Annotated in this window: 19 protein-coding genes and 3 tRNA genes; 9 read left to right on the forward strand and 13 right to left on the reverse strand. The window is 57.4% G+C overall.

Annotation, left to right across the window (positions count from 1 at the left end; translation table 11 throughout):
• Window positions 1-59: 59 nt before the first annotated feature.
• The 13 genes from GT495_RS04680 to GT495_RS04740 all read right to left on the reverse strand — a co-directional run bounded on the left by GT495_RS04680 (window position 60) and on the right by GT495_RS04740 (window position 13313).
• On the reverse strand, window positions 60-509 hold the full coding sequence (locus GT495_RS04680) for a hypothetical protein (RefSeq protein ID WP_089572580.1): 450 nt from the start codon (window positions 507-509) through the stop codon (window positions 60-62).
• 30 nt (window positions 510-539) lie between these two features.
• Complete coding sequence (locus GT495_RS04685; protein ID WP_161115599.1) at window positions 540-929, reverse strand: hypothetical protein; 390 nt, start codon at window positions 927-929, stop codon at window positions 540-542.
• Entirely contained in the window at window positions 930-1430 is a 501-nt protein-coding gene (locus GT495_RS04690) for a bifunctional nuclease family protein (RefSeq protein ID WP_161161679.1), read from the reverse strand.
• 158 nt (window positions 1431-1588) lie between these two features.
• Window positions 1589-1665: transfer RNA gene (locus GT495_RS04695), tRNA-Ile, on the reverse strand.
• Between the two features lie 4 nt (window positions 1666-1669).
• A tRNA-Ala gene (locus GT495_RS04700) sits at window positions 1670-1745 on the reverse strand.
• Window positions 1746-1812: 67 nt separating this feature from the next.
• Window positions 1813-1889 (reverse strand) — tRNA-Ile (locus GT495_RS04705).
• A 297-nt stretch (window positions 1890-2186) separates the two neighbouring features.
• Window positions 2187-4925 carry a DNA gyrase subunit A gene (gyrA, locus tag GT495_RS04710; protein WP_370457590.1) on the reverse strand — a complete coding sequence of 913 codons (2739 nt, stop codon included), beginning with the start codon at window positions 4923-4925 and terminating at the stop codon, window positions 2187-2189.
• Between the two features lie 155 nt (window positions 4926-5080).
• On the reverse strand, window positions 5081-7111 hold the full coding sequence (gene gyrB / locus GT495_RS04715) for a DNA topoisomerase (ATP-hydrolyzing) subunit B (protein WP_152078199.1): 2031 nt from the start codon (window positions 7109-7111) through the stop codon (window positions 5081-5083).
• Window positions 7112-7216: 105 nt separating this feature from the next.
• Window positions 7217-7780, reverse strand: a complete 564-nt coding sequence (locus tag GT495_RS04720; RefSeq protein WP_161161680.1) for a DciA family protein — start codon at window positions 7778-7780, stop codon at window positions 7217-7219.
• Entirely contained in the window at window positions 7767-8873 is a 1107-nt protein-coding gene (locus tag GT495_RS04725) for a DNA replication/repair protein RecF (protein WP_161161681.1), read from the reverse strand. The genes GT495_RS04720 and GT495_RS04725 overlap by 14 nt, the downstream gene beginning before the upstream one ends.
• Window positions 8874-8881: 8 nt before the next feature.
• The gene (gene dnaN / locus GT495_RS04730) at window positions 8882-9985 is read right to left on the reverse strand and encodes a DNA polymerase III subunit beta (RefSeq protein WP_022094338.1); all 1104 of its coding nucleotides are present in this window, start codon (window positions 9983-9985) and stop codon (window positions 8882-8884) included.
• Between the two features lie 238 nt (window positions 9986-10223).
• Window positions 10224-11948 (reverse strand): DnaA ATPase domain-containing protein, encoded by a 1725-nt coding sequence (locus GT495_RS04735; protein ID WP_161161682.1) that lies wholly within the window; start codon window positions 11946-11948, stop codon window positions 10224-10226.
• A 15-nt stretch (window positions 11949-11963) separates the two neighbouring features.
• Window positions 11964-13313 carry an ATP-binding protein gene (locus tag GT495_RS04740; RefSeq protein WP_161161683.1) on the reverse strand — a complete coding sequence of 450 codons (1350 nt, stop codon included), beginning with the start codon at window positions 13311-13313 and terminating at the stop codon, window positions 11964-11966.
• 344 nt (window positions 13314-13657) lie between these two features.
• Between GT495_RS04740 and rpmH the strand changes: the two genes are divergently transcribed.
• The 9 genes from rpmH to GT495_RS04785 all read left to right on the forward strand — a co-directional run bounded on the left by rpmH (window position 13658) and on the right by GT495_RS04785 (window position 18698).
• Window positions 13658-13792, forward strand: coding sequence for a 50S ribosomal protein L34 (gene rpmH / locus GT495_RS04745; protein WP_019127408.1), 135 nt, complete (start codon window positions 13658-13660; stop codon window positions 13790-13792).
• Window positions 13793-13812: 20 nt separating this feature from the next.
• Entirely contained in the window at window positions 13813-14151 is a 339-nt protein-coding gene (gene rnpA / locus GT495_RS04750; protein ID WP_006236191.1) for a ribonuclease P protein component, read from the forward strand.
• On the forward strand, window positions 14148-14372 hold the full coding sequence (gene yidD / locus GT495_RS04755; protein ID WP_117584026.1) for a membrane protein insertion efficiency factor YidD: 225 nt from the start codon (window positions 14148-14150) through the stop codon (window positions 14370-14372). Before rnpA ends, yidD begins: the two co-directional genes overlap by 4 nt.
• A 29-nt stretch (window positions 14373-14401) precedes the next feature.
• Entirely contained in the window at window positions 14402-15172 is a 771-nt protein-coding gene (locus tag GT495_RS04760) for a YidC/Oxa1 family membrane protein insertase (RefSeq protein ID WP_161161684.1), read from the forward strand.
• A gap of 45 nt (window positions 15173-15217) precedes the next feature.
• The gene (locus GT495_RS04765; RefSeq protein WP_161161685.1) at window positions 15218-15787 is read left to right on the forward strand and encodes a R3H domain-containing nucleic acid-binding protein; all 570 of its coding nucleotides are present in this window, start codon (window positions 15218-15220) and stop codon (window positions 15785-15787) included.
• A gap of 96 nt (window positions 15788-15883) precedes the next feature.
• On the forward strand, window positions 15884-16621 hold the full coding sequence (rsmG, locus tag GT495_RS04770) for a 16S rRNA (guanine(527)-N(7))-methyltransferase RsmG (protein WP_370457591.1): 738 nt from the start codon (window positions 15884-15886) through the stop codon (window positions 16619-16621).
• A gap of 134 nt (window positions 16622-16755) precedes the next feature.
• Window positions 16756-17556, forward strand: a complete 801-nt coding sequence (locus GT495_RS04775; protein WP_161161687.1) for an AAA family ATPase — start codon at window positions 16756-16758, stop codon at window positions 17554-17556.
• Complete coding sequence (locus GT495_RS04780) at window positions 17549-18454, forward strand: ParB/RepB/Spo0J family partition protein (RefSeq protein ID WP_370457592.1); 906 nt, start codon at window positions 17549-17551, stop codon at window positions 18452-18454. Before GT495_RS04775 ends, GT495_RS04780 begins: the two co-directional genes overlap by 8 nt.
• The gene (locus GT495_RS04785; RefSeq protein WP_161161688.1) at window positions 18444-18698 is read left to right on the forward strand and encodes a hypothetical protein; all 255 of its coding nucleotides are present in this window, start codon (window positions 18444-18446) and stop codon (window positions 18696-18698) included. Before GT495_RS04780 ends, GT495_RS04785 begins: the two co-directional genes overlap by 11 nt.
• The last annotated feature ends 9 nt before the right edge of the window (window positions 18699-18707 follow it).

Genomic DNA, 18707 nt, shown 5'->3' on the forward strand with positions numbered 1-18707 from the left:
ACGCAACGCTCAGCGGGAATATTGAGCCTTTTACCGAAAACTCGTTTATTTTAGCGATTTTAGATAAGAGGGGTTTCCTCACCTGCAGGTTCAGGGTCGCTCCACATAAAACCATCGCCGGCACCCATGCCCTCATACAGCACATATGCCGAAAAACCGCTCTCGAGCGTGGTTTCGAAGAAGCTCACGAGCAGGGCGTCATGGTAGCCGCCATCGATCTCGACACAACCGGTGTAGCCGATGGCGTAACGGGCGATGCGGCCCAGACCCTCGTCCTTAAGGCCCATCTTGTGCTCGGAGATAAAGTTGGTGGCCGCCTCCAGGCACGCCTCTTCGCCGTCCTCGTCGAGCGCCGCCAGATATCGGTTGGAAGCAGCGTCCTCGATTGCCACGACCACGCCCGGGTTCTCGCCCGCGGCCAGGTCGTCCAAGAAGGCGCCGATCAGATCGCACACCATGGCGTCGAGCTCGGCGGAGACGTTACCGGCGTCCTGCATATCCTGTGCCATCTTTAGACCTTCCCATCGAGTCCGGCGTCGTTACAGTTCTTGCGCCTCGGCGGCGATCTTAGCGGCAGCGTCACGGGCGCGCATCATATCCATCGCGCGCTTGTCGAGCACCTTGATCTGACTAGTCAGCATTACCGCGTCGACCACACCCCAGATCACCAGGCCCGTAGAGATCGAAAACCCAAGCGCACCAACTGTACCACGAAGGCGCGAGCAGATTGCCGCGACAAGGACGGAGATGACAACCATCTTGATAAACGAGCCGCGGCGCTCGCGAAGCGTGCGGGCCTGCGTCACATAGGCAATGCGAGCCGCCTCGGATGCCTCCGAGCGCATCTGGGCTTCACGCGCGATAGCCGCCGCCTCGGCAGACATGCCGCCGGCCATCAGCGAACGCTCAGCAACCTGGCCGCCCCGCATTTAGAAATCATCGGGGGAAAGCGTATGGACGAACTCGTCGAACTTCTCGAACTCTTGCTCGTCGTCGACTTCCTCGGCATGGGTAGAAACAGTGCCCAGGCGATTCATGATGTCGTCTTCCACAAACATGGGGGCATTGCTGCGCACGGCAAGGGCAATGGCATCACTGGGACGGGCGTCGATCTTGCGCTCGTCACCATCGGCCAGTACGACGATCATCGCGTAGAACACCGGCGGCTCGGCGCGAACGATCTCGATGCGCTCGAGCTTGGCGCCCAGGGCGCTAACAGTATCGAGCAGCAGGTCATGGGTAATCGGGCGCTCGGCGCGGCCGCTATCGATGCCGCGGCTAATGGCAGCAGCTTCAAACGAACCAGTCTGAATGGAAAGGGAACGCAGTGGCGCGGGCGAGTCCGATTTGCTGCAGCGCTCGCGAAGCACGATAAGCGATGGCACGGGACCGGCGGCCATGACGATAGTCTCTATGTCGACACGAACCATGGAACACCTCCGGTACGTAGCGGTTAACACACGGCAGCCCGCCGCATTGAATAGCTATACTACCCAATCTTTCGCACAGCACACAAAACCAAAATGAGATTTATCACAGACAAGAAAAAAGCCCCGAGGCAACGCCCCAGGGCTCTTCACAGTTTTGATGGTGGACCTGACAAGATTCGAACTTGTGACCTCCCGGTTATCAGCCGGACGCTCTAACCAACTGAGCTACAGGTCCATCATGGTGGAGGTTAGGGGGATCGAACCCCTGACCTCAGGCTTGCAAAGCCCGCGCTCTCCCAGCTGAGCTAAACCCCCACGGAGACAGTAATAAACACCCCAGCGGCGACTCGGCTCTCGCTGGGGTGTTTATTGCGAAAGAAAGTGGTGGACCTGACAAGATTCGAACTTGTGACCTCCCGGTTATCAGCCGGACGCTCTAACCAACTGAGCTACAGGTCCATCGCGCAAGGGATATATTAGACGAGTCGTTACGCGCGCGTCAACAACTTTTTTGAAAATCTTTGGAGGGCGTGTCAGACGGCTGGGCGAGATGGGTTAGGTTTGCTGCTCGGGCAGTCCTGCGCAAGACGAAGGCCACATTAAGTGGCCTTCTTTGCGTGCGGAACTCGCGACAAACCTAACCCATCTCGCCCAGCCGTCTGACACGGGGTTCCAAGCTTGTCAAAAAAGCGGTCGGCGCGCAGTGCGCCGACCGCCGATATATGGGGTCTGATGTTTTTGACCGGAGAGGACTACTTACTCGTCGAGGAGATCCTCTGGCATGTCGTTGTCGTCGCCTAGGTCGACTGGAGCCTCTTCGGTGTCGGCTGCGGCCTCGGAACCTTCGCCCTCGGGCTTCTCTTTGGCGGCCGTCATGCGGGCCACGGCGCAGATGCGGTCGTTGTCGTCGACGGTCATCATCTTGACGCCCTGGGTGGCACGGCCGGTCTGACTGATCTCGTCGGTCTTGACGCGAATGACCGTCGCGCCCTCCGTCACGATGAACAGCTCGTGCTGCGGGCCCACCGTCTTCATGGCCGCGAGGTTACCCTTACGCTCGGTCATTTGGATGGTGTAGACGCCCTGGCCGCCGCGATTCTGCTCCGGGTAGTCCGCGACCGGCGTGCGCTTGCCGTAGCCGCGCTCGGTGATGACGAACAGATCGCCGTTGCCGTTAGTGACTTCCATGCCCAGAACGCTCACGCCGTCCTTCATACCAATACCGCGAACGCCGCTGGTATCGCGGCCGGTGGCGCGCACCTGCTCCTCGGAGAACATGATCGCCTTGCCCGCGGTGGTGGCCAGGATAATCTTGTCGCCCTCGCGCACGCGGCGCACGTTCAGCAGCGCGTCGTCGTCACGCAGGTTGATAGCGATCAGGCCGTCGCGACGGCTGCGGTCATATGCGCTCATCACGGTCTTCTTGACCATGCCGCTCTTGGTGGCAAACATCAGGTACTCGTCGGCTGGGAACTCGCGGCAGCTGATGACGCTCGCGATCTTCTCGCCCTCCTCGAAGGGCAGCAGGTTGACGATCGCGGTACCGCGCGCCTGGCGCGTACCCACCGGCAGCTCGTGCACCTTCAGGCGATAGACCTTGCCCTTGCTCGAGAAGAACAGCACGTACTCGTGCGTGGACGCGATGAACATCTCGTCGATGACGTCGTCCTCTTTGAGGTTGACGCCCGACACGCCCTTGCCACCGCGCTTTTGGGCACGGTAGGCGGCCACCGGGATACGCTTAACGTAGCCGGTGTGGGTGATGGTCACGACCATGTCCTCGTCGGCAATCAGATCTTCGACGTCCAGGTCCTTCTCGACATGGCTGATCTCGGTACGGCGCTTGTCGCCGAACTTCTTGGAAATCTCGCGCATCTCTTCCTTGATGACGCCCAGGATTTTCTCCTCGTGCGCCAACAGGTCCTCGTAGTAGGCGATGGCGCGGCGCAAGCCGTCCAGCTCTTCCTGAATCTTGTCGCGCTCCAGGCCGGTCAGGCGGCGCAGCTTCATCTCGAGGATGGCCGTAGTCTGCTCGGGCGTAAAGTCAAAGCGCTCGATCAGGCGCCTGCTGGCCTCGGAGTCGGTCTGCGAGGAGCGGATGATGCTGATGACCTCGTCGATATGGTCGAGAGCCATCAGGTAGCCCTCGAGGATATGGGCACGCGCCTGGGCCTTCTTGAGGTCAAAGCGGGTGCGGCGGGTGACGACATCGACCTGGTGGTCGATATAGTGCTGCAGCATCTCGCGCAGGCTCAGGCATTTGGGGACGCCGTTGACAAGCGCCAGGTTGTTGGCGCCGAAGGTCGTCTGCAGCGAGGTGTACTTGTACAGGTTGTTAAGCACGACCTGCGGGATGACGCCCTTCTTGAGTTCGATGACCAGACGGATACCCTTCTGGTTTGACTCATCGCGCATATCCGAGATGCCCTCGATGCGCTTGTCGTTGACGAGCTGGGCGATCTTCTCCTGCAGGGTGCCCTTGTTGACCATGTAGGGAATCTCGGTAAAGACTAGGCGGCTACGGCCGGTCTTGGTGGACTCCACATGAGCCTTGGCGCGCACGGTGATGGAGCCGCGGCCGGTCTCGTAGCTCTGCTTGATGCCGGCGCTGCCCATGATGATGGCACCGGTGGGGAAGTCCGGACCGGGCATGATCTGCATGAGCTCGTCGACGGTGGCGTCGGGGTTGTCGATCAGGTAGCAGGTGGCCTCGATCGCCTCGGTGAGGTTGTGCGGGGCGATGTTGGTGGCCATGCCGACGGCGATGCCCTGGCTGCCGTTGACCAGCAGGTTGGGGAAGCGCGCGGGCAGCGCTTGGGGCTCGGCGAGCGACTCGTCGTAGTTGGGCTGCCAGTCGACGGTATCCTTCTGCAGGTCACGCAGGAGTTCCATGGCGGGCTTTGCCAAGCGGCTCTCGGTGTAACGCATGGCGGCGGCGCCGTCGCCGTCGATGTTGCCGAAGTTGCCGTGACCGTCGATGAGCGGCGTGCGCATGGAGAACCACTGCGCCAGGCGGACCATGGCCTCATAGACCGCGGAGTCGCCGTGCGGATGGTACTTACCGATAACTTCGCCGACCGTCCAGGCCGACTTCTTGTGCGGACGGTTGGGGTAGATGCCGCTCTCGTTCATTGCGTACAGGATGCGACGGTGCACCGGCTTTAAGCCATCGCGCACGTCCGGCAGGGCGCGCGCCGTGATGACCGACATCGAGTACTCGATGAACGACTGCTTCATCTCGCGGCCAAACTCCGAAATCTGGAGCTGTCCGCCGTTGATATCCTCGCCGGCCGAGGCACCACGGTCGACTTCGCCAAAGCTCTCCTCGAGCTCGGCGTCGTCATCCTCTTCTTCGTCCTCGGCGTCGGGGTTATAGGAATCCGGGTTGCCATCCTCACCCTGCTCGGCGCGGGCGAGCAGGCGCTTCAGATCGTCGGGCATGCCGGCGTCGCCGGCCTCGTCCACACCATCGTTATTGTTGATATCGTCTGCCACGTTACCTCCTCATGGTTTGCGTGGTCCATTAGTTCCCTACCACGGAGACGGATTACCGGGAATGCCGGATAACCCTCCTTGGTTTCCCAGGCGCCGCAGATTCGCCCGAAAGAGGATTGAGGGCGAAGGTGCGGTGGCTGGGAAAGCCGAACAGGTTAGGCATCTAAGAAGCGTGCGTCGTGGGCGTGCTTTTCAATGTACTCGCGGCGATAGCCGACCTCGGAACCCATCAGTTCGCGCACGGCGCGGTCCGCCACCACGGCGTCCTCGATCGACACGCGCTGCAGAATGCGGGTCTTGGGGTCCATCGTCGTCGAGGCAAGCTGCTTGGGGTCCATCTCGCCCAGGCCCTTGTAGCGCTGGACGGTGTAGCCCTTGCGCTTCTTGGTGATCTTGCCGTCCTTGGCCTTGCCGTCCTCGTCGTTGTCGTCGGGGTTCAGTCCCAGGCTCTGGATGGTGTCGCGCAGGATCTCGTCTTCGGGCTGGCGGCCGTTGGGATACACGTAGTGAATCTTGTTGCGCACCTTAATGCCAAAGATGGGCGGGCAAGCGACGTAAATGTAGCCAGCATCAATCAACGGGCGCATGTACTTGTAGAAGAACGTCAGCAGCAGGATGCGGATATGCGCACCGTCGACGTCTGCATCGGTCATGATGATGATCTTGTGGTAGCGCGCCTTGGTAATGTCGAAGTCGCCACCGTCACCGGCGCTCGTCGTGACGCCGCAGCCGATCGCGGTGATAAGCGATTGAATGGTGTCGCTCGAGAACGCGCGGTGGTCGCCCACGCGCTCGACGTTCAAAATCTTGCCGCGCAGGGGCAGAATCGCCTGGATGTCTCGGCGGCGGCCGTCCTTGGCCGAGCCGCCTGCCGAGTCGCCCTCTACGATAAAGAGCTCAGTCAACTCGGCGTCACGCACCGAACAGTCGGCGAGCTTGCCGGGCAGCGACGCCGTCTCGAGCAGGCTCTTGCGGCGGGTCGCCTCGCGCGCCTTGCGGGCGGCGTTGCGCGCCTTGCAGGCCTGTTGGGCCTTCTTGACGATCTCACGAGCGGGCTTGGGATGCTCCTCGAGGTAATCGGCAAGGCCGTCGGTCACGATCTTGAGCGTCAGCGCGCGCATATAGGAGCTGCCGAGCTTGGCCTTGGTCTGGCCCTCAAACTGCGGATCGGGCAGCTTGACCGAGATAACGGCCGATAGGCCCTCGCGCACATCGTCACCGGTCAGGTTGGCGTCTTTTTCCTTGAGCAGGTTCTGCTTGCGAGCGTAATCGTTAATCACGCGGGTGAGTGCGGTGCGGAAGCCCTCGAGGTGCATGCCGCCCTCGGGGGTGTAGATGTCGTTGGCAAACGACATGACGTTCTCGCCGTAGCCGCTATTCCACTGCAAGGACACCTCGACCTCGCCCATCTTGGTCACGGGCGCATCCGGATCCGATTTGCCCTCAATATAGATGGGGTCCTTAAAGGCCTCGGGGACATCCTTGCCCTCGTTGAGGAACTTGACGAAGTCGATGATGCCGCCGGCATAGCAAAACTCCTCCACATGGGGAGTCGCCTCGCGCTCGTCGGTCAGCACGATCTTGAGGTTCTTGTTGAGGAATGCCGTCTCCTGCAGACGGTTGTGCAGCGTGTCGAAATCGTAGATGCAGGTCTCGAAGATCTCGTCGTCGGGCCAGAAGCTGACAGTGGTACCCGTCGTCTCCGAAGTGCCCACGACCTCCATCTTCTTGACGGTCTTGCCGCGCGAAAACTCCATCTCGTAGATGTTGCCGTCGCGGCATACCTGTACGACCACACGCTTGGACAGGGCGTTGACGACGGAGATGCCCACGCCGTGCAGGCCGCCCGAGACCTTGTAGGCCGAGTTATCGAACTTACCGCCGGCGTGCAGGATCGTCATGACGACCTCGAGCGTCGGGATCTTTTTGATAGGATGCTCGTCGACGGGGATGCCGCGGCCGTTGTCGACGACCGTGATGGAGTTGTCGGCGTGGACCGTCACCTGAATCTCGGTGCAGAAACCGGCCATGGCCTCGTCGACGGAGTTGTCAACGATCTCCCACACCAGGTGATGAAGACCGCTGGCGCTCGTCGAGCCAATGTACATGCCCGGGCGCTTACGAACGGCCTCGAGACCTTCGAGAATCTTAATCTCGCCGCCATCGTAATCGTTTTCGTTTGCCACACGTCCTCCTTCAGTTAAGAAAATGTGTACAGCCTTACTAGTTTATCGTAAAAAAATACCCTCGGGAACGAGGGCATTTGGCTCTACAAGGCCACCAGATGCGATTTAAGGCTCTTTTTTGCCCTGCACGCCCTTGGCCCACTCGGCACTGGCTCTCATGGCGTTCTCGAGGGCCTCGCGCAGTTTTTGGTCCTCGATAGGTGCCACTTGGTGCTCGATGCCGGCACGCTCGGCATCGCTTAGGTCGGCATGCGGAGCCGGCGGGCGCTCGGCCAGGGCCGGGCGCAGGCGCTCTTTGGCAGCGGGCGGTGTGTGGCCGGGGGCGGTCGTCTTGAACACCAGGCCGTCGACGTGCGCACCGGCACGTTCCATGCGCGCGCGGATGATCTCGCGCAAAAGTGTCATCTCCTGCGTCCATGAGGGCGAATCGAGGTACACCAGCAGCTCGTTGGACTCGGGCAGGTAGCGCAGGCCCGTCACATGGCGTCCCTCGCGCGTGCCCGAGCACACTGTATTCCAGGCGTGATAGACCGCACGGGACACCTCTGCAGCCTCCATTTGCGCGCGGCGCTCAGGTGTCGCGGCCGCCAGGACGCGCTGACGCTCGGCATCCAAAAAGCCGCCGAAGGCAACCGTTCCGTTCGCGCGCTCGTAATTAGCACGTCTCACCCATGCTCACCACCTTGGCTCGATCAAGCAGGTCATCGGTAAAATACCCCAGATTGGTGGTGGTTATGACTGTCTGGATATCATCACCGATCAGCTGCAGAAAAGCGCCTCGCCGCCCGGCGTCGAGCTCGCTCATCACGTCGTCCAAAAGCAGCAGCGGCGCGGTGCCCAGGATATCACGCGCCACGGCCACTTCTGCCACCTTCCAGGCAAGCACCAGCGTTCGCTGCTGGCCCTGGCTGGCAAATGAACGGGCCGATCGACCCGCGACGGAAAACTCAATCTCGTCGCGATGCGGACCCACGAGCGTCACGCCGCGGCGGATCTCCTCGTCGGCGCGCTCGTCGAGCGCCGAGAGCATGTGCTCATACGCCCAGCCCCTGAGCTCGCCGCGATCCTCGATGCGAGGCAGGTCGCCAAGCGTGGACACATAGGACACGCCGGCGGGCTCGCCAGATGCCACGCGGCCATAGGCGTCGCGCACATGGCCCGACAGCCGGTCGAGCAGGGCTAGACGATGCACGAGCAGGGCCGAACCGGCGCGGGAGAGCGATTCGTTCCAGGCGCCGAGCATCTCGCGGCAGCACCAGGTCTCCTTGAGCAGGGCATTGCGCTGGCTCACGCAGCGCCCGTAGGCACTAGCCAAATCGGCATAGCGCGCGCTCAGCTGAACGCCAAAGTCATCAAGTGCGGTACGGCGCTCGATGGCACCCCGCTTGACCATATCCAGGTGGTCCGGGCAAAACAGAACGCTCGGCAGCACCCCGCGCACGCCGGACGCAGCGCAGCGCTTGCCGTTGCGGCTAAACGAACGCTTGCCGTCTTCCACGCTCAGCCCCATGTCCAGTACGCGCCCATCGCCTTCGAGCCTCAGCTCGACCTTGCATGAGCCCGCGCCGTCGTGCACGAGCTCGGCTGCGGTCGGATGCCTAAACGAGGCGCCGCTCGTCAGCAGCTGCAGCGCCTCTATGAGGTTGGTCTTTCCCGCGGCGTTGGGGCCCGCGAGCACGGTCACACCGTCGCTCAGAGCAAGACGGTAACTGTCGAAGCTGCGATAGCGCGCAACGGAAAGATCGCGTGCGTACATGGTCATGGGCAGTGCTAGATGCGCACCGGCATGACCAGGTACAGGTAGTTGATCTTGTCGTAGGACTTGAAGATGCCAGCCTGCGAATAGCTCTTGAGCTCCAGCGTGATCTCCTTCTCCTTGGACAGGGCATTGAGGCAGCCAAAGATGTAGTGGTAGTTGAAGGCGATGGTGCCCGACTCGCCCTCGGCCTCGACATCGATCGTCTCCTGTGCCAGATCCTGGTCATTGGAAATGGAGGACAGGCCCATCTGCCCGTTCTCGACATCGATCTCAAACTTGACAGCGGGGTTGGCGCTCGCGATAACGGCCACACGCTTAAGGGCGGCGTTAAAGGCGGCGACGTCGATCTTGACGCTCGTCACGCACGAATCGGGGATGAGCTGCTTGTAATTGGGATACACGCCCTCTATGCGGCGCGACACGTAGGTGGTGTTGCCGGCCTCAAAGACAACCTGGGTGTCGGTGGCGCCAATCATGATGGTCGCCTGGCTGGCCATGATGTTCAGCGCGTCGTTGAAGGCGTCGGCAGGCACATTGAGCTCAAAAGAGCCCTCGAGCGTCGAGGTCTCGACCTGGGTGTCACATACGGCCAGACGGAAGGAGTCGGTCGCCACCAGGCGCACGGTGTTGTTCTCGACCTTCATGTGCACGCCACCCAGGATGGGGCGAGCCTTGTCAGTCGAGGTGACGCGCCATACACGACCGACCATTTCGGACAGGATATCGGTCGGCAGCTCGACGGCGCTCTCGATGGCGTATGCCGGGAACTCGGGAAAGTCGTTGGCATCGAGCGTGTTGAGGCGGAAAGAGCTCTTCTCGCAGCCGATCAAAACCTGACGCTCGGACAGCTCAAAGGTGACCGGGGCATCGGGAAGGGTCTTGGTGATGTTGGAGAGCATCTTGCAGGGGATCACCATCTCGCCCTCCTCTTCGACATGAGCCGCAATGCGGTGACGAATCGAGATGGTGTAGTTTGAGGTCTGGAATTCCAAGATGCCGTCTTGTGCCTTAACGAGCACGCCCGACAGAATGGGAAGGGTGGATGCCGAAGCGACGCCTTTCATAACGACGCCGATGGCTTGCGTAAGCGAGCTCTGGCTGACGGTGAACTTCATCTTTTAATACCTTTCTATAGATATAAATATCTTAATAATAGTAATAGTACTGACGAAACTGTTGATTACTCCTAAACGTGCTGGTCAGCCCTAAAAAGAGAATCGACAGGAACCTGTGTGCAACCGGGCATGTTTTCCACGTTCAAAACCTGCGCATAACTTTTCATTACCGCGGCTCGAGTTTTTGACAGCTTATAACCGCCGTTTCGACAAGTTTTCAACAGGTGTGTCCATTTACCTACGAGCGCAGTGTAATTTTATCGCGCAGCGACTTGAGGTCTTCGGTAACAGTCCGGTCTTCCTGAATCATCTTCTGAACCTTTTTATAGCTCGTGCTGACGGTCGAGTGGTTGCGGTTGCCAAACTCGGCGCCCACGGCCGTTGTCGTCATCTCGCACATCTCGATCGCCAGGTAGATAGCGATATGGCGCGCCTTGGCGATATTGGCGTTGCGGCGAGGCCCGATGAGTTCCTCGTGCGTCACACCGTATTGCTCTTCGATGACGGACTGGACCGTCTGCACATTGATCTTCTTGGCCGATGTGTCGAAGTACTGGTTGGCGATGACGTCGATGTCGTCAAAGGTGAGCTCCCCGCCCTCGCGCTCGCGATCGCCCGCTTCGCCGGCACAACGCTCGCAAAAGCTCTCGAGCTCGCGGATGTTGGTGCCCGAGACCTCGGCCATGTGTTTAAAGTGCGCGTCGGTCAGATGTCCGCCGCCGCCCCCGTAGGCCGCCAACAGCGAGTCGTTGCCCGCCTCGGGTGCGGCGGCGATCGTGTTCTCGTAATAACGCTGCAAAATCTTATATTTCATCTCGTAGCTGGGCTCCGCCACCAGGCACAGCAGGCCGGCATTAAAGCGACTGGTCAGGCGCTCGTCCATATTAAGGTCCTTGGGAGCGCGGTCGGCGGCGATCACGACCTTCTTGTTGTTACGGATAAATTCGTCCATCAACTGGAAGAAGTAATCCACGCTCGCTCGCTTGCCGATGATGTTCTGGATGTCATCGATGATAAGCACGTCGACGCCGTGGTACGCCTGCATAATGGGGGCATTGCTCTTCTTTTGGCGGTCGAATTCCGTCATCAAGTCGTCCAGATATGCCTGCGAATTGGCGTACTTCACCTTGATCTCGGGCGATTTCTCTGCCAGCTCATTTTTGATGGCGAGCAGCAGGTGTGTCTTACCCAGGCCCGATTTGCCGTAGATGAACAGCGACGTGCAGGTACCGGGCGTGTCTGCAAGCATGGCGAACTTGAGCGCCGATCGATAGGCAAGGCTGTTCTCCGGTCCGAAGACGAAGTTCTCAAACGTGAATTTCGAATTCGCTGCGAGGGGTGCCCCGTCCGTGTTTTTCTCGACTGCCGCCGTGGCCGCCGCCGAAGGCGCTGCCGGTGCTGCGGACGAACTCGCGCTTTTCGCCGGCGGCCTGCCATTCATTTGGGTCATCATGCGGCGGAAATCGTCGGCGGACAACGTGTTTTTGATTGCAATGCCCGATTCCTCGCCGGGTGTCGCCTCATGTGCGACGGGCATATGCGTGGCGGTCGGGATGGGCGAGGGGACTGGCTCTACTGCCGGTGTGACCGAAGCGCCCGTCAGCGTTGTCATAGTTTCACGGGAAACATCGTCGCGTTGAGGCTCGGGCGCCGCCGTTGCCGCTGCGGTGGCAGTCGCTACCGGGTGAGCGATCGGGGCCGTATTTGCCGCGGCGCCTTGCGGCGCCACGATATTGAGCGCGATCGGCGCAAAGGCGATCTCTTCCAGATAGGCCTCGATGGTCGGCTGATGCTTTTTGAGCTGAGCGATGGCAAAGCGTGAAGGTGCCTCAATCGTCAGAGTGTCCTCGGTCAGGCTCACGGCGCGCGATTGTCCCAGCATATTGATGAGGCGTGCATCTTGGCCGTCGCGCTGACAAAAGGCGATGGCATCTCCCAGGATGATGCTTGCTTCCTCGTCCACTGTTTCTCCCGTTCCTTACCTTTGGGCTCGCACGCGAGCGCTGCCTATCTCGGTCAGATGATATTTCTGGCCATGTTTGATGACCAAGCCGGCCTGCGCCAAGTCGTTGAGCGTTCGCGACCACGTGGGCGCTGAGTTTCCAAACGCCCGCGCCAGGTCGGTTGCGCCACACTCCTGGTTTTGAGCCAGATAGCCCAGTGCCGCTTCGCCGCGCTCGCTCACAAATACGTTTTGCTGCGGCTGTGCATATTGATTCGCCGCATTAGGATACATCATTTGAGCTGCTGGTTGTTGAGAACTCTGCATGGGCAGCGGCTGCTGTTGAAAACTTTGCGGCCACTGTTGGTAAGACTGCGGAGGCATCTGCTGGGCCCATGGGTTGTACTGCGCCTGGGGCATTTGTTGGTACGGCTGCTGGTATCCCTGAAGATGCTGTTGGGGATACGGCTGGGCGTATCCCTGCTGCGGCATATATTGGGGAGGATACCCTTGCGGGTACGGTTGGTAGCCCATTTGCGGGGCGTTTGGCATGGCCGCTGTCTGCTGCACGGTGCCTGTGTCCAGATCTGCCGAGCCTATGCTCTCCGGTATGTTTTGCATTGCGTTGCCCAGCGGTGCTTGGGGGTCTTGCATGGGAAAACTTCCAGGCTGCTGCATGTGTGCCACGGGCTGCTGCATCTGCTGCGCCGCGGGCTGCTGCGCAAACGTGCTGGATAGGGGATATGCCGTCTGCTCCGTCTCGGGCCGCACGGCTGCCCCGCGCCCGCCGGCACGCTCGATTTCCTGCACGCGCTTGGGGTTCAGGCTTACCGTCACGACGGTGCCGTTGCCCATGTTGTCCTCGATGGAGACGGCGCCGCCGGCGTTTTCCAGGTACTCCTGTACCATGGGAAATCCGGCACCGGTACCGCGGATATACCGTTTCATCTTGCTGTTTGCGCTGGTTACGCCAAAATCGAAGGCGCGCTCTTTGTCGTCGATGCCCGGGCCCTGATCGGCAAAGCGGATGGTATCGCCACCGTCGAGAATCGAGATGATGGGCTCTGCAAAATGCGCGTGGATAAAGTTTTCGACAATCTCGCGGATAACCATCAGCGAGATGCGTCCTCCCTGCTCTTTCATGCACCGGTAGACGGTGTTGGTTGTCTCTTCCAGGTAGGTACGGACGTCTTGCGGTTCGATGACGATGACACGCGGTGTCGACAGCATGTCATCGTAGACCGCGATGCGCGCTGCATACATGGCCTTTGGTGCTTGTGCGGTGACCTGCTCACCCTCGTTGCGTTTTTCGCGCGCGCCGGTGATGTGCTCGTTGTCGGGTGCCGGATCACCGGAATCGACCATGGTGTAGAAGTCGTCAGACATGCCGCTCGCAATCTTTCAAAAGGTTTTGAACAAATAGTAGCTCACCGCGCAATGTTTCTCATCTTTCGACAAGTTTTCAAAACATGTTGAAAACTTTGGAAAACGGACGAAAAGTTCTCAACATTTCCAACACGACCTGTTGAAAACTCGATGAAATTTCGTGAAAAGTTTCCTGCTGCCTCAAATGCCGGTTCTTCTTATGGGGGAACCGTGTACTCTTTGCAACCTTTTACCTTTGATTTCTTGACATTTGAACATTGATTTCCCTACAATCTTCAAGCTCACGTGTCTATATCTGCGTCCGCGCCCCGCGGACACTCGAAATGCAGCAGGAGGAACTTAAGATGAAGCGTACGTATCAGCCTAATAAGCGTAAGCGTGCCAAGACCCATGGCTTCCGTGCCCGTATGGCCACTAAGGGTGGTCGTGCCGTGCTCGCCCGTCGTCGCGCCAAGGGCCGCAAGCGTCTCACTGTCTAGCAGCGATACACACATCTCGCATGAAGACTATTAAGTCTCGGCAAGATTTCGAGCATGTGTTCAGTCAGGGGCGTCGTTTCAATCACCCTCTGATTCGAATGACCATATGTGAATCGGTTGGCGAAGGCGACTCCGGAAGGGTCGCCTTCGTTGGTGCTAAACGACTCGGTTGTGCTGTCGTGCGCAACCGATCTAAGCGTGTGATGCGCGAGGCCGCCCGCAGCTGTGGATTTCCCGTTGCGGGTTATGACATCATCTTGTTCGCGACTCCCAAGACGAGGGTTTCCTCGCCGCAGGAGATGGACAAGGCATTGCGTTCGCTTATGAAACGCGCCGGCGTTGCCGGGGAGGAGCGATGAGCAATCACGTTTTGCGACGTGTTGCCATCGCTCCTATTCGCATATATCAACAGGTTATTTCGCCCTTATTGCCTGACGCCTGCATTTATTACCCAACGTGCTCGCAATACGCTATCCAGGCGATTGAGAAGTACGGTGTTTTGAGAGGCTGCTGGCTTGCCGTGAGGCGCATCGCTCGCTGCAATCCCCTGCACGTCGGCGGTTATGACCCTGTGCCTTAGCGGGCACTCGCTATCGGAGGAAAACTTACATGTGGGATTGGATCGTTAACATCCTTTTTGAGCTGCTCAAGCTCATCCAGACCTTTGCGGTCGACTGGGGCCTGTCCATCATCATCCTGGTGGTCATCATCCGTCTGCTGCTGACGCCGCTTATGCTCAAGTCGACCAAGTCGACGGCTCGCATGCAGGTGCTGCAGCCTAAGATGCTCGAGATCCAGGAGCGCTATACCGACGATCCCCAGCGTCAGGCCGAGGAGATGCAGAAGTTCTACAGCGAGAACAAGTTCAACCCCATGGCTGGTTGTCTGCCGCTGCTGATCCAGATGCCTGTCATGTTCGCCCTGTTTACGCTGCTGCGTAACCTGCCGAACTACTTTAACGACGGCACGTTCTCGTTCTTCAACATCCTGCCTGACCTTACCACCACGCCGAGCGCTTCCTTTGCCGATGGCTTTATGGTTGCGCTGCCTGCGCTGGTTTGCCTGATTCTGTTTGCCGTTCTCACCTTGATTCCGCAGCTGTATATGTCGCGCAATCAGACTGGTCAGCAGGCCCAGAGCATGCGTATGATGGCCGTTGTCATGACCGTCATGATGCTTTGGATGGGCTGGAGCCTTCCCGTCGGCGTCCTGCTGTACTACGACGTGTCTTCTATCTGGCAGGTTACCCAGCAGATTTTCGTGACGCAGAAGGTTATCGACAAGGCCAAGGCCGATGAGGAAGAGCGTCTTAAGAACGCCCCGCTGCAGGTCGAGGTTACCCGTCGCGAGAAGAAGCCGCGTCCGCACAAAAAGAATTAGTCGGGATATCAATCTTATTTAGGTACCTAACTTTTGGAGTACGTTATGTCTGAAGAGATCATCGAGGATATGCTTGAGGAGGTTGCCCCGCAGATTGCGGGCGATTATCCCGAGATTGCACAGCGCTACAAGGCCGGTGAAGAGCTGACTGATGAGGAGCTCGATACCATTGCCGATGTTGCGATTTCCATTCTGCGTTCCATCCTTTCGCACTTCGATGCCGCCAACTCTCCTATCGATGAGTACGAGGGCGACGAGGGTGAGCTGATTTTGGATGTTACGGCTCCTGATCTTGCTGTTCTTATTGGCCGTCATGGTCGTACCCTTGATGCCCTTCAGGTTATGTTCTCTTTGTTGGTGAGCCGCAAGCTTGGCTTTAGGTATCCGGTTGTGGTTGACGTTGAGGGCTACAAGAGCCGTCGTCAGGACAAGGTTGCCTCTATGGCCCAGTCTGCTGCCGAGCGTGCTGTCCGTACTCATAAGAGTGTTTCGCTTCCGCCTATGAATGCCTATGAGCGCCGACTGGTTCATATTGCACTTCGTGGCAACGATGCCGTCGATACCCATTCTGAGGGTTCTGACCCTGATCGCCATGTGGTGATTGTTGCTCGATAATCTACTCGAGCTTATGCTAAGGGGGCGTGGTTTCCACGTCCCCTTTTTTTGTCAAAAGTTCTCGATACACTGATTTTTGTCAGAAAGGAGCTTCTGGTGTTTGTACTTACCGATCAGCAGGCTGACCAGATGCAGCGTCATCTAACTTCTTATCGCAAAGAGTATTCCTTGAGCGTAACTGATGCTGAGCTGAAGAAATGTATTCAGCATTTGGATCTGGTTCTAGAAACAAATAAGACAACCAACCTCACGCATATTCTTAACGTAGAAGATGCTGTTGTACTTCATATCCTTGACTCACTTGTTTTGCTCCCCTATATCAATAAGGCTCCTGAGGGAGCTTTGCTCGATATGGGAACAGGTGCAGGCTTCCCAGGTATTCCGTTAACCATAACCACGCATCGTAAAGCTACTTATATTGACTCAGTTGGCAAGAAGGTTGATGCTGTCAATTCTTTTGTTCATGCTCTTGGATTGAAACATGCTCATGCGGTTCATGATCGCCTTGAGGAATATGCTCGAAGCCATAAGAAGCAGTTCTCTGTCGTAACCGCCCGTGCACTGGCCCCTCTACCGATTCTTGTTGAGTATGCGGCTCCGTATCTCAAGGATGGAGGGTTATTTGTTATCACCAAGGGCAATCCATCGGATGAGGAACTTGCTTCGGGCATGTCAGCGGCTAAGATCTGCGGCTTCACTTTGCTTCTGAATGACACAATCGATTTGCCTGAGGGCTTGGGCCACAGGGAGTTCATTGTTCTTAAAAAGACTCATCCAGCATCCGTTTCATTGCCTCGTGCAAATGGTATGGCAAAGAAGAATCCGCTTGCCTAGATGTTTCACGTGAAACATAATGGATAGTAACAACTTGCAGTGTTTCACGTGAAACATGGCGGTTGATATCGAATCGGAATGTTTCACGTGAAACATCCTCCGTTTGACAGCTTTAATACACACCGGGAGGGACCGTGGGATTTCGCGACGTTAAGCGTTCGAAGAGCGCAAAAGACACGCGTATCATTGCAATCATCAACCAAAAAGGCGGCGTCGGTAAGTCAACGACAGCTGTAAACCTTGCAGCAGCACTGGGCGAGCAAGGTCGCAAAACACTGATTGTCGATTTTGATCCACAGGGAAATAGCACCAGCGGATTTGGAATTGAAAAGGAAGACCTTGAACACTGCATCTATGATGCATTGTTGAATGATGTGCCGGCAGAATCGCTTGTTCATGATACAAATTGCAAAAAGGTATTCGCAATTCCGGCTACAATTCAGCTTGCGGGCGCCGAAATTGAGCTCGTAAGCGCAATTGCTCGTGAAACCCGCCTCAAAGATTTGCTTGAGCCGATTCAGGACGAGTTCGATTTTATTTTCATTGACTGTCCCCCTTCACTTGGCCTGCTTACCATCAACGCTTTGACCGCAGCAGATAGCGTTTTGATTCCGATCCAGTGCGAGTATTACGCACTCGAGGGAGTTACGAAGCTGCTTGAGTCAATGAAGATGGTCAAATCACGTTTGAACAAGGGCTTAGACACTTACGGTGTGCTTATGACCATGTATGACTCACGTACTTCACTGTCGAATCAGGTTGTTGAGGAGGTTCAATCGTACTTTGGTGATAAGGCGTTTAAGACACTGATTCCTCGTACGGTTAAAATCTCCGAAGCTCCGTCTTTTGGAGAACCAGTAATTACCTATGCGCCTCAAAATAAGGGTGCAAAAGCGTATATGAACCTTGCAAAAGAGGTGATCAAGCGTGCCTAGTGCAAAGAAGCGTGGGGGATTGGGACGTGGACTCAACGCTTTGGTCTCAGAGGCTGAGTACGAGACCGGTGGCTCGTCTGCATCGGCTTCAAATGCCGCATCCGAAATAAAACTACCTATTGAAGATATCGTTCCCAACCCTAATCAGCCGCGAATTCACTTTAATGAAACTGAACTTCGCGAGTTGAGTGAGTCAATCCAAGAACATGGCGTTTTGCAGCCGCTTTTGGTTCGCAAGCATGGAAACGGCTATGAGATCATCGCTGGTGAGCGTCGTTACCAGGCGTCAAAGCTCGCTGGTCTTGAGGAACTGCCTGTCATCATTAAAGATGTTAATGATGAAGAGATGCTGGCTCTTGCTCTTATCGAAAACCTTCAGCGTTCTGATCTGAATCCTGTTGAAGAAGCTAAGGGGTATCGTCAACTCATCGATGCTAGCGGTATGACCCAGGAAGCATTGTCAAAGGCAGTGAGTAAGTCGCGCTCTGCAATTACAAACTCACTGCGCCTCCTCGATCTGCCCGAGGTCGTTCAGCAGATGATATTTGAGGGTAAGCTTACCGCTGGCCATGCACGTGCGATTCTTGCAGTTCCCTATGAAGATGCAAGAATTCGACTTGCTGAGAAGGTTGTTGCAGAGGGCCTTTCCGTAAGGGCGACAGAAAATCTTGCTCCGTTGTTTTCTGTCGGAGAGACGCCAAGGACTCCGAGGCCAGCAACACCTCAGTCATTTAAAAAGGCCGCTCGAGTCCTTCGTCAAGTTTTCAACACGAATGTACGCGTGAAGAGCTCTCGTGGTAAGAATAAAATCGAAATCGAGTTCAAAGACGAAGAAGAGCTCTCCCGTATCCTTGGCGAAATGATTCAATTTGGGCAGGAGGATCAGGATGAAGAGTAAGGTTCTCGCGGTCATTGCGTTGGCAACCACCGTCGCCGCTAGTGCTTTTGCGGGTTATGAGATTGCGACAGACGATGAACTGCGCGGTCGACTGCTGCGTGGAGCTCAGGATATCGTCGATACATCTAAGAAGAAAATGGATGTGATGACCGAAGATGTCGCTATGCGTACTGCTCAGGTGACTAAGAATCCAAAGATTAACCAAGACTGGGTTAACCATCAGTGGGAAAATGTTGATTATTAGGTACCTAAC

The sequence above is a fragment of the Collinsella sp. BIOML-A6 genome, assembly GCF_009875845.1.
Classification (GTDB): domain Bacteria; phylum Actinomycetota; class Coriobacteriia; order Coriobacteriales; family Coriobacteriaceae; genus Collinsella; species Collinsella aerofaciens_H.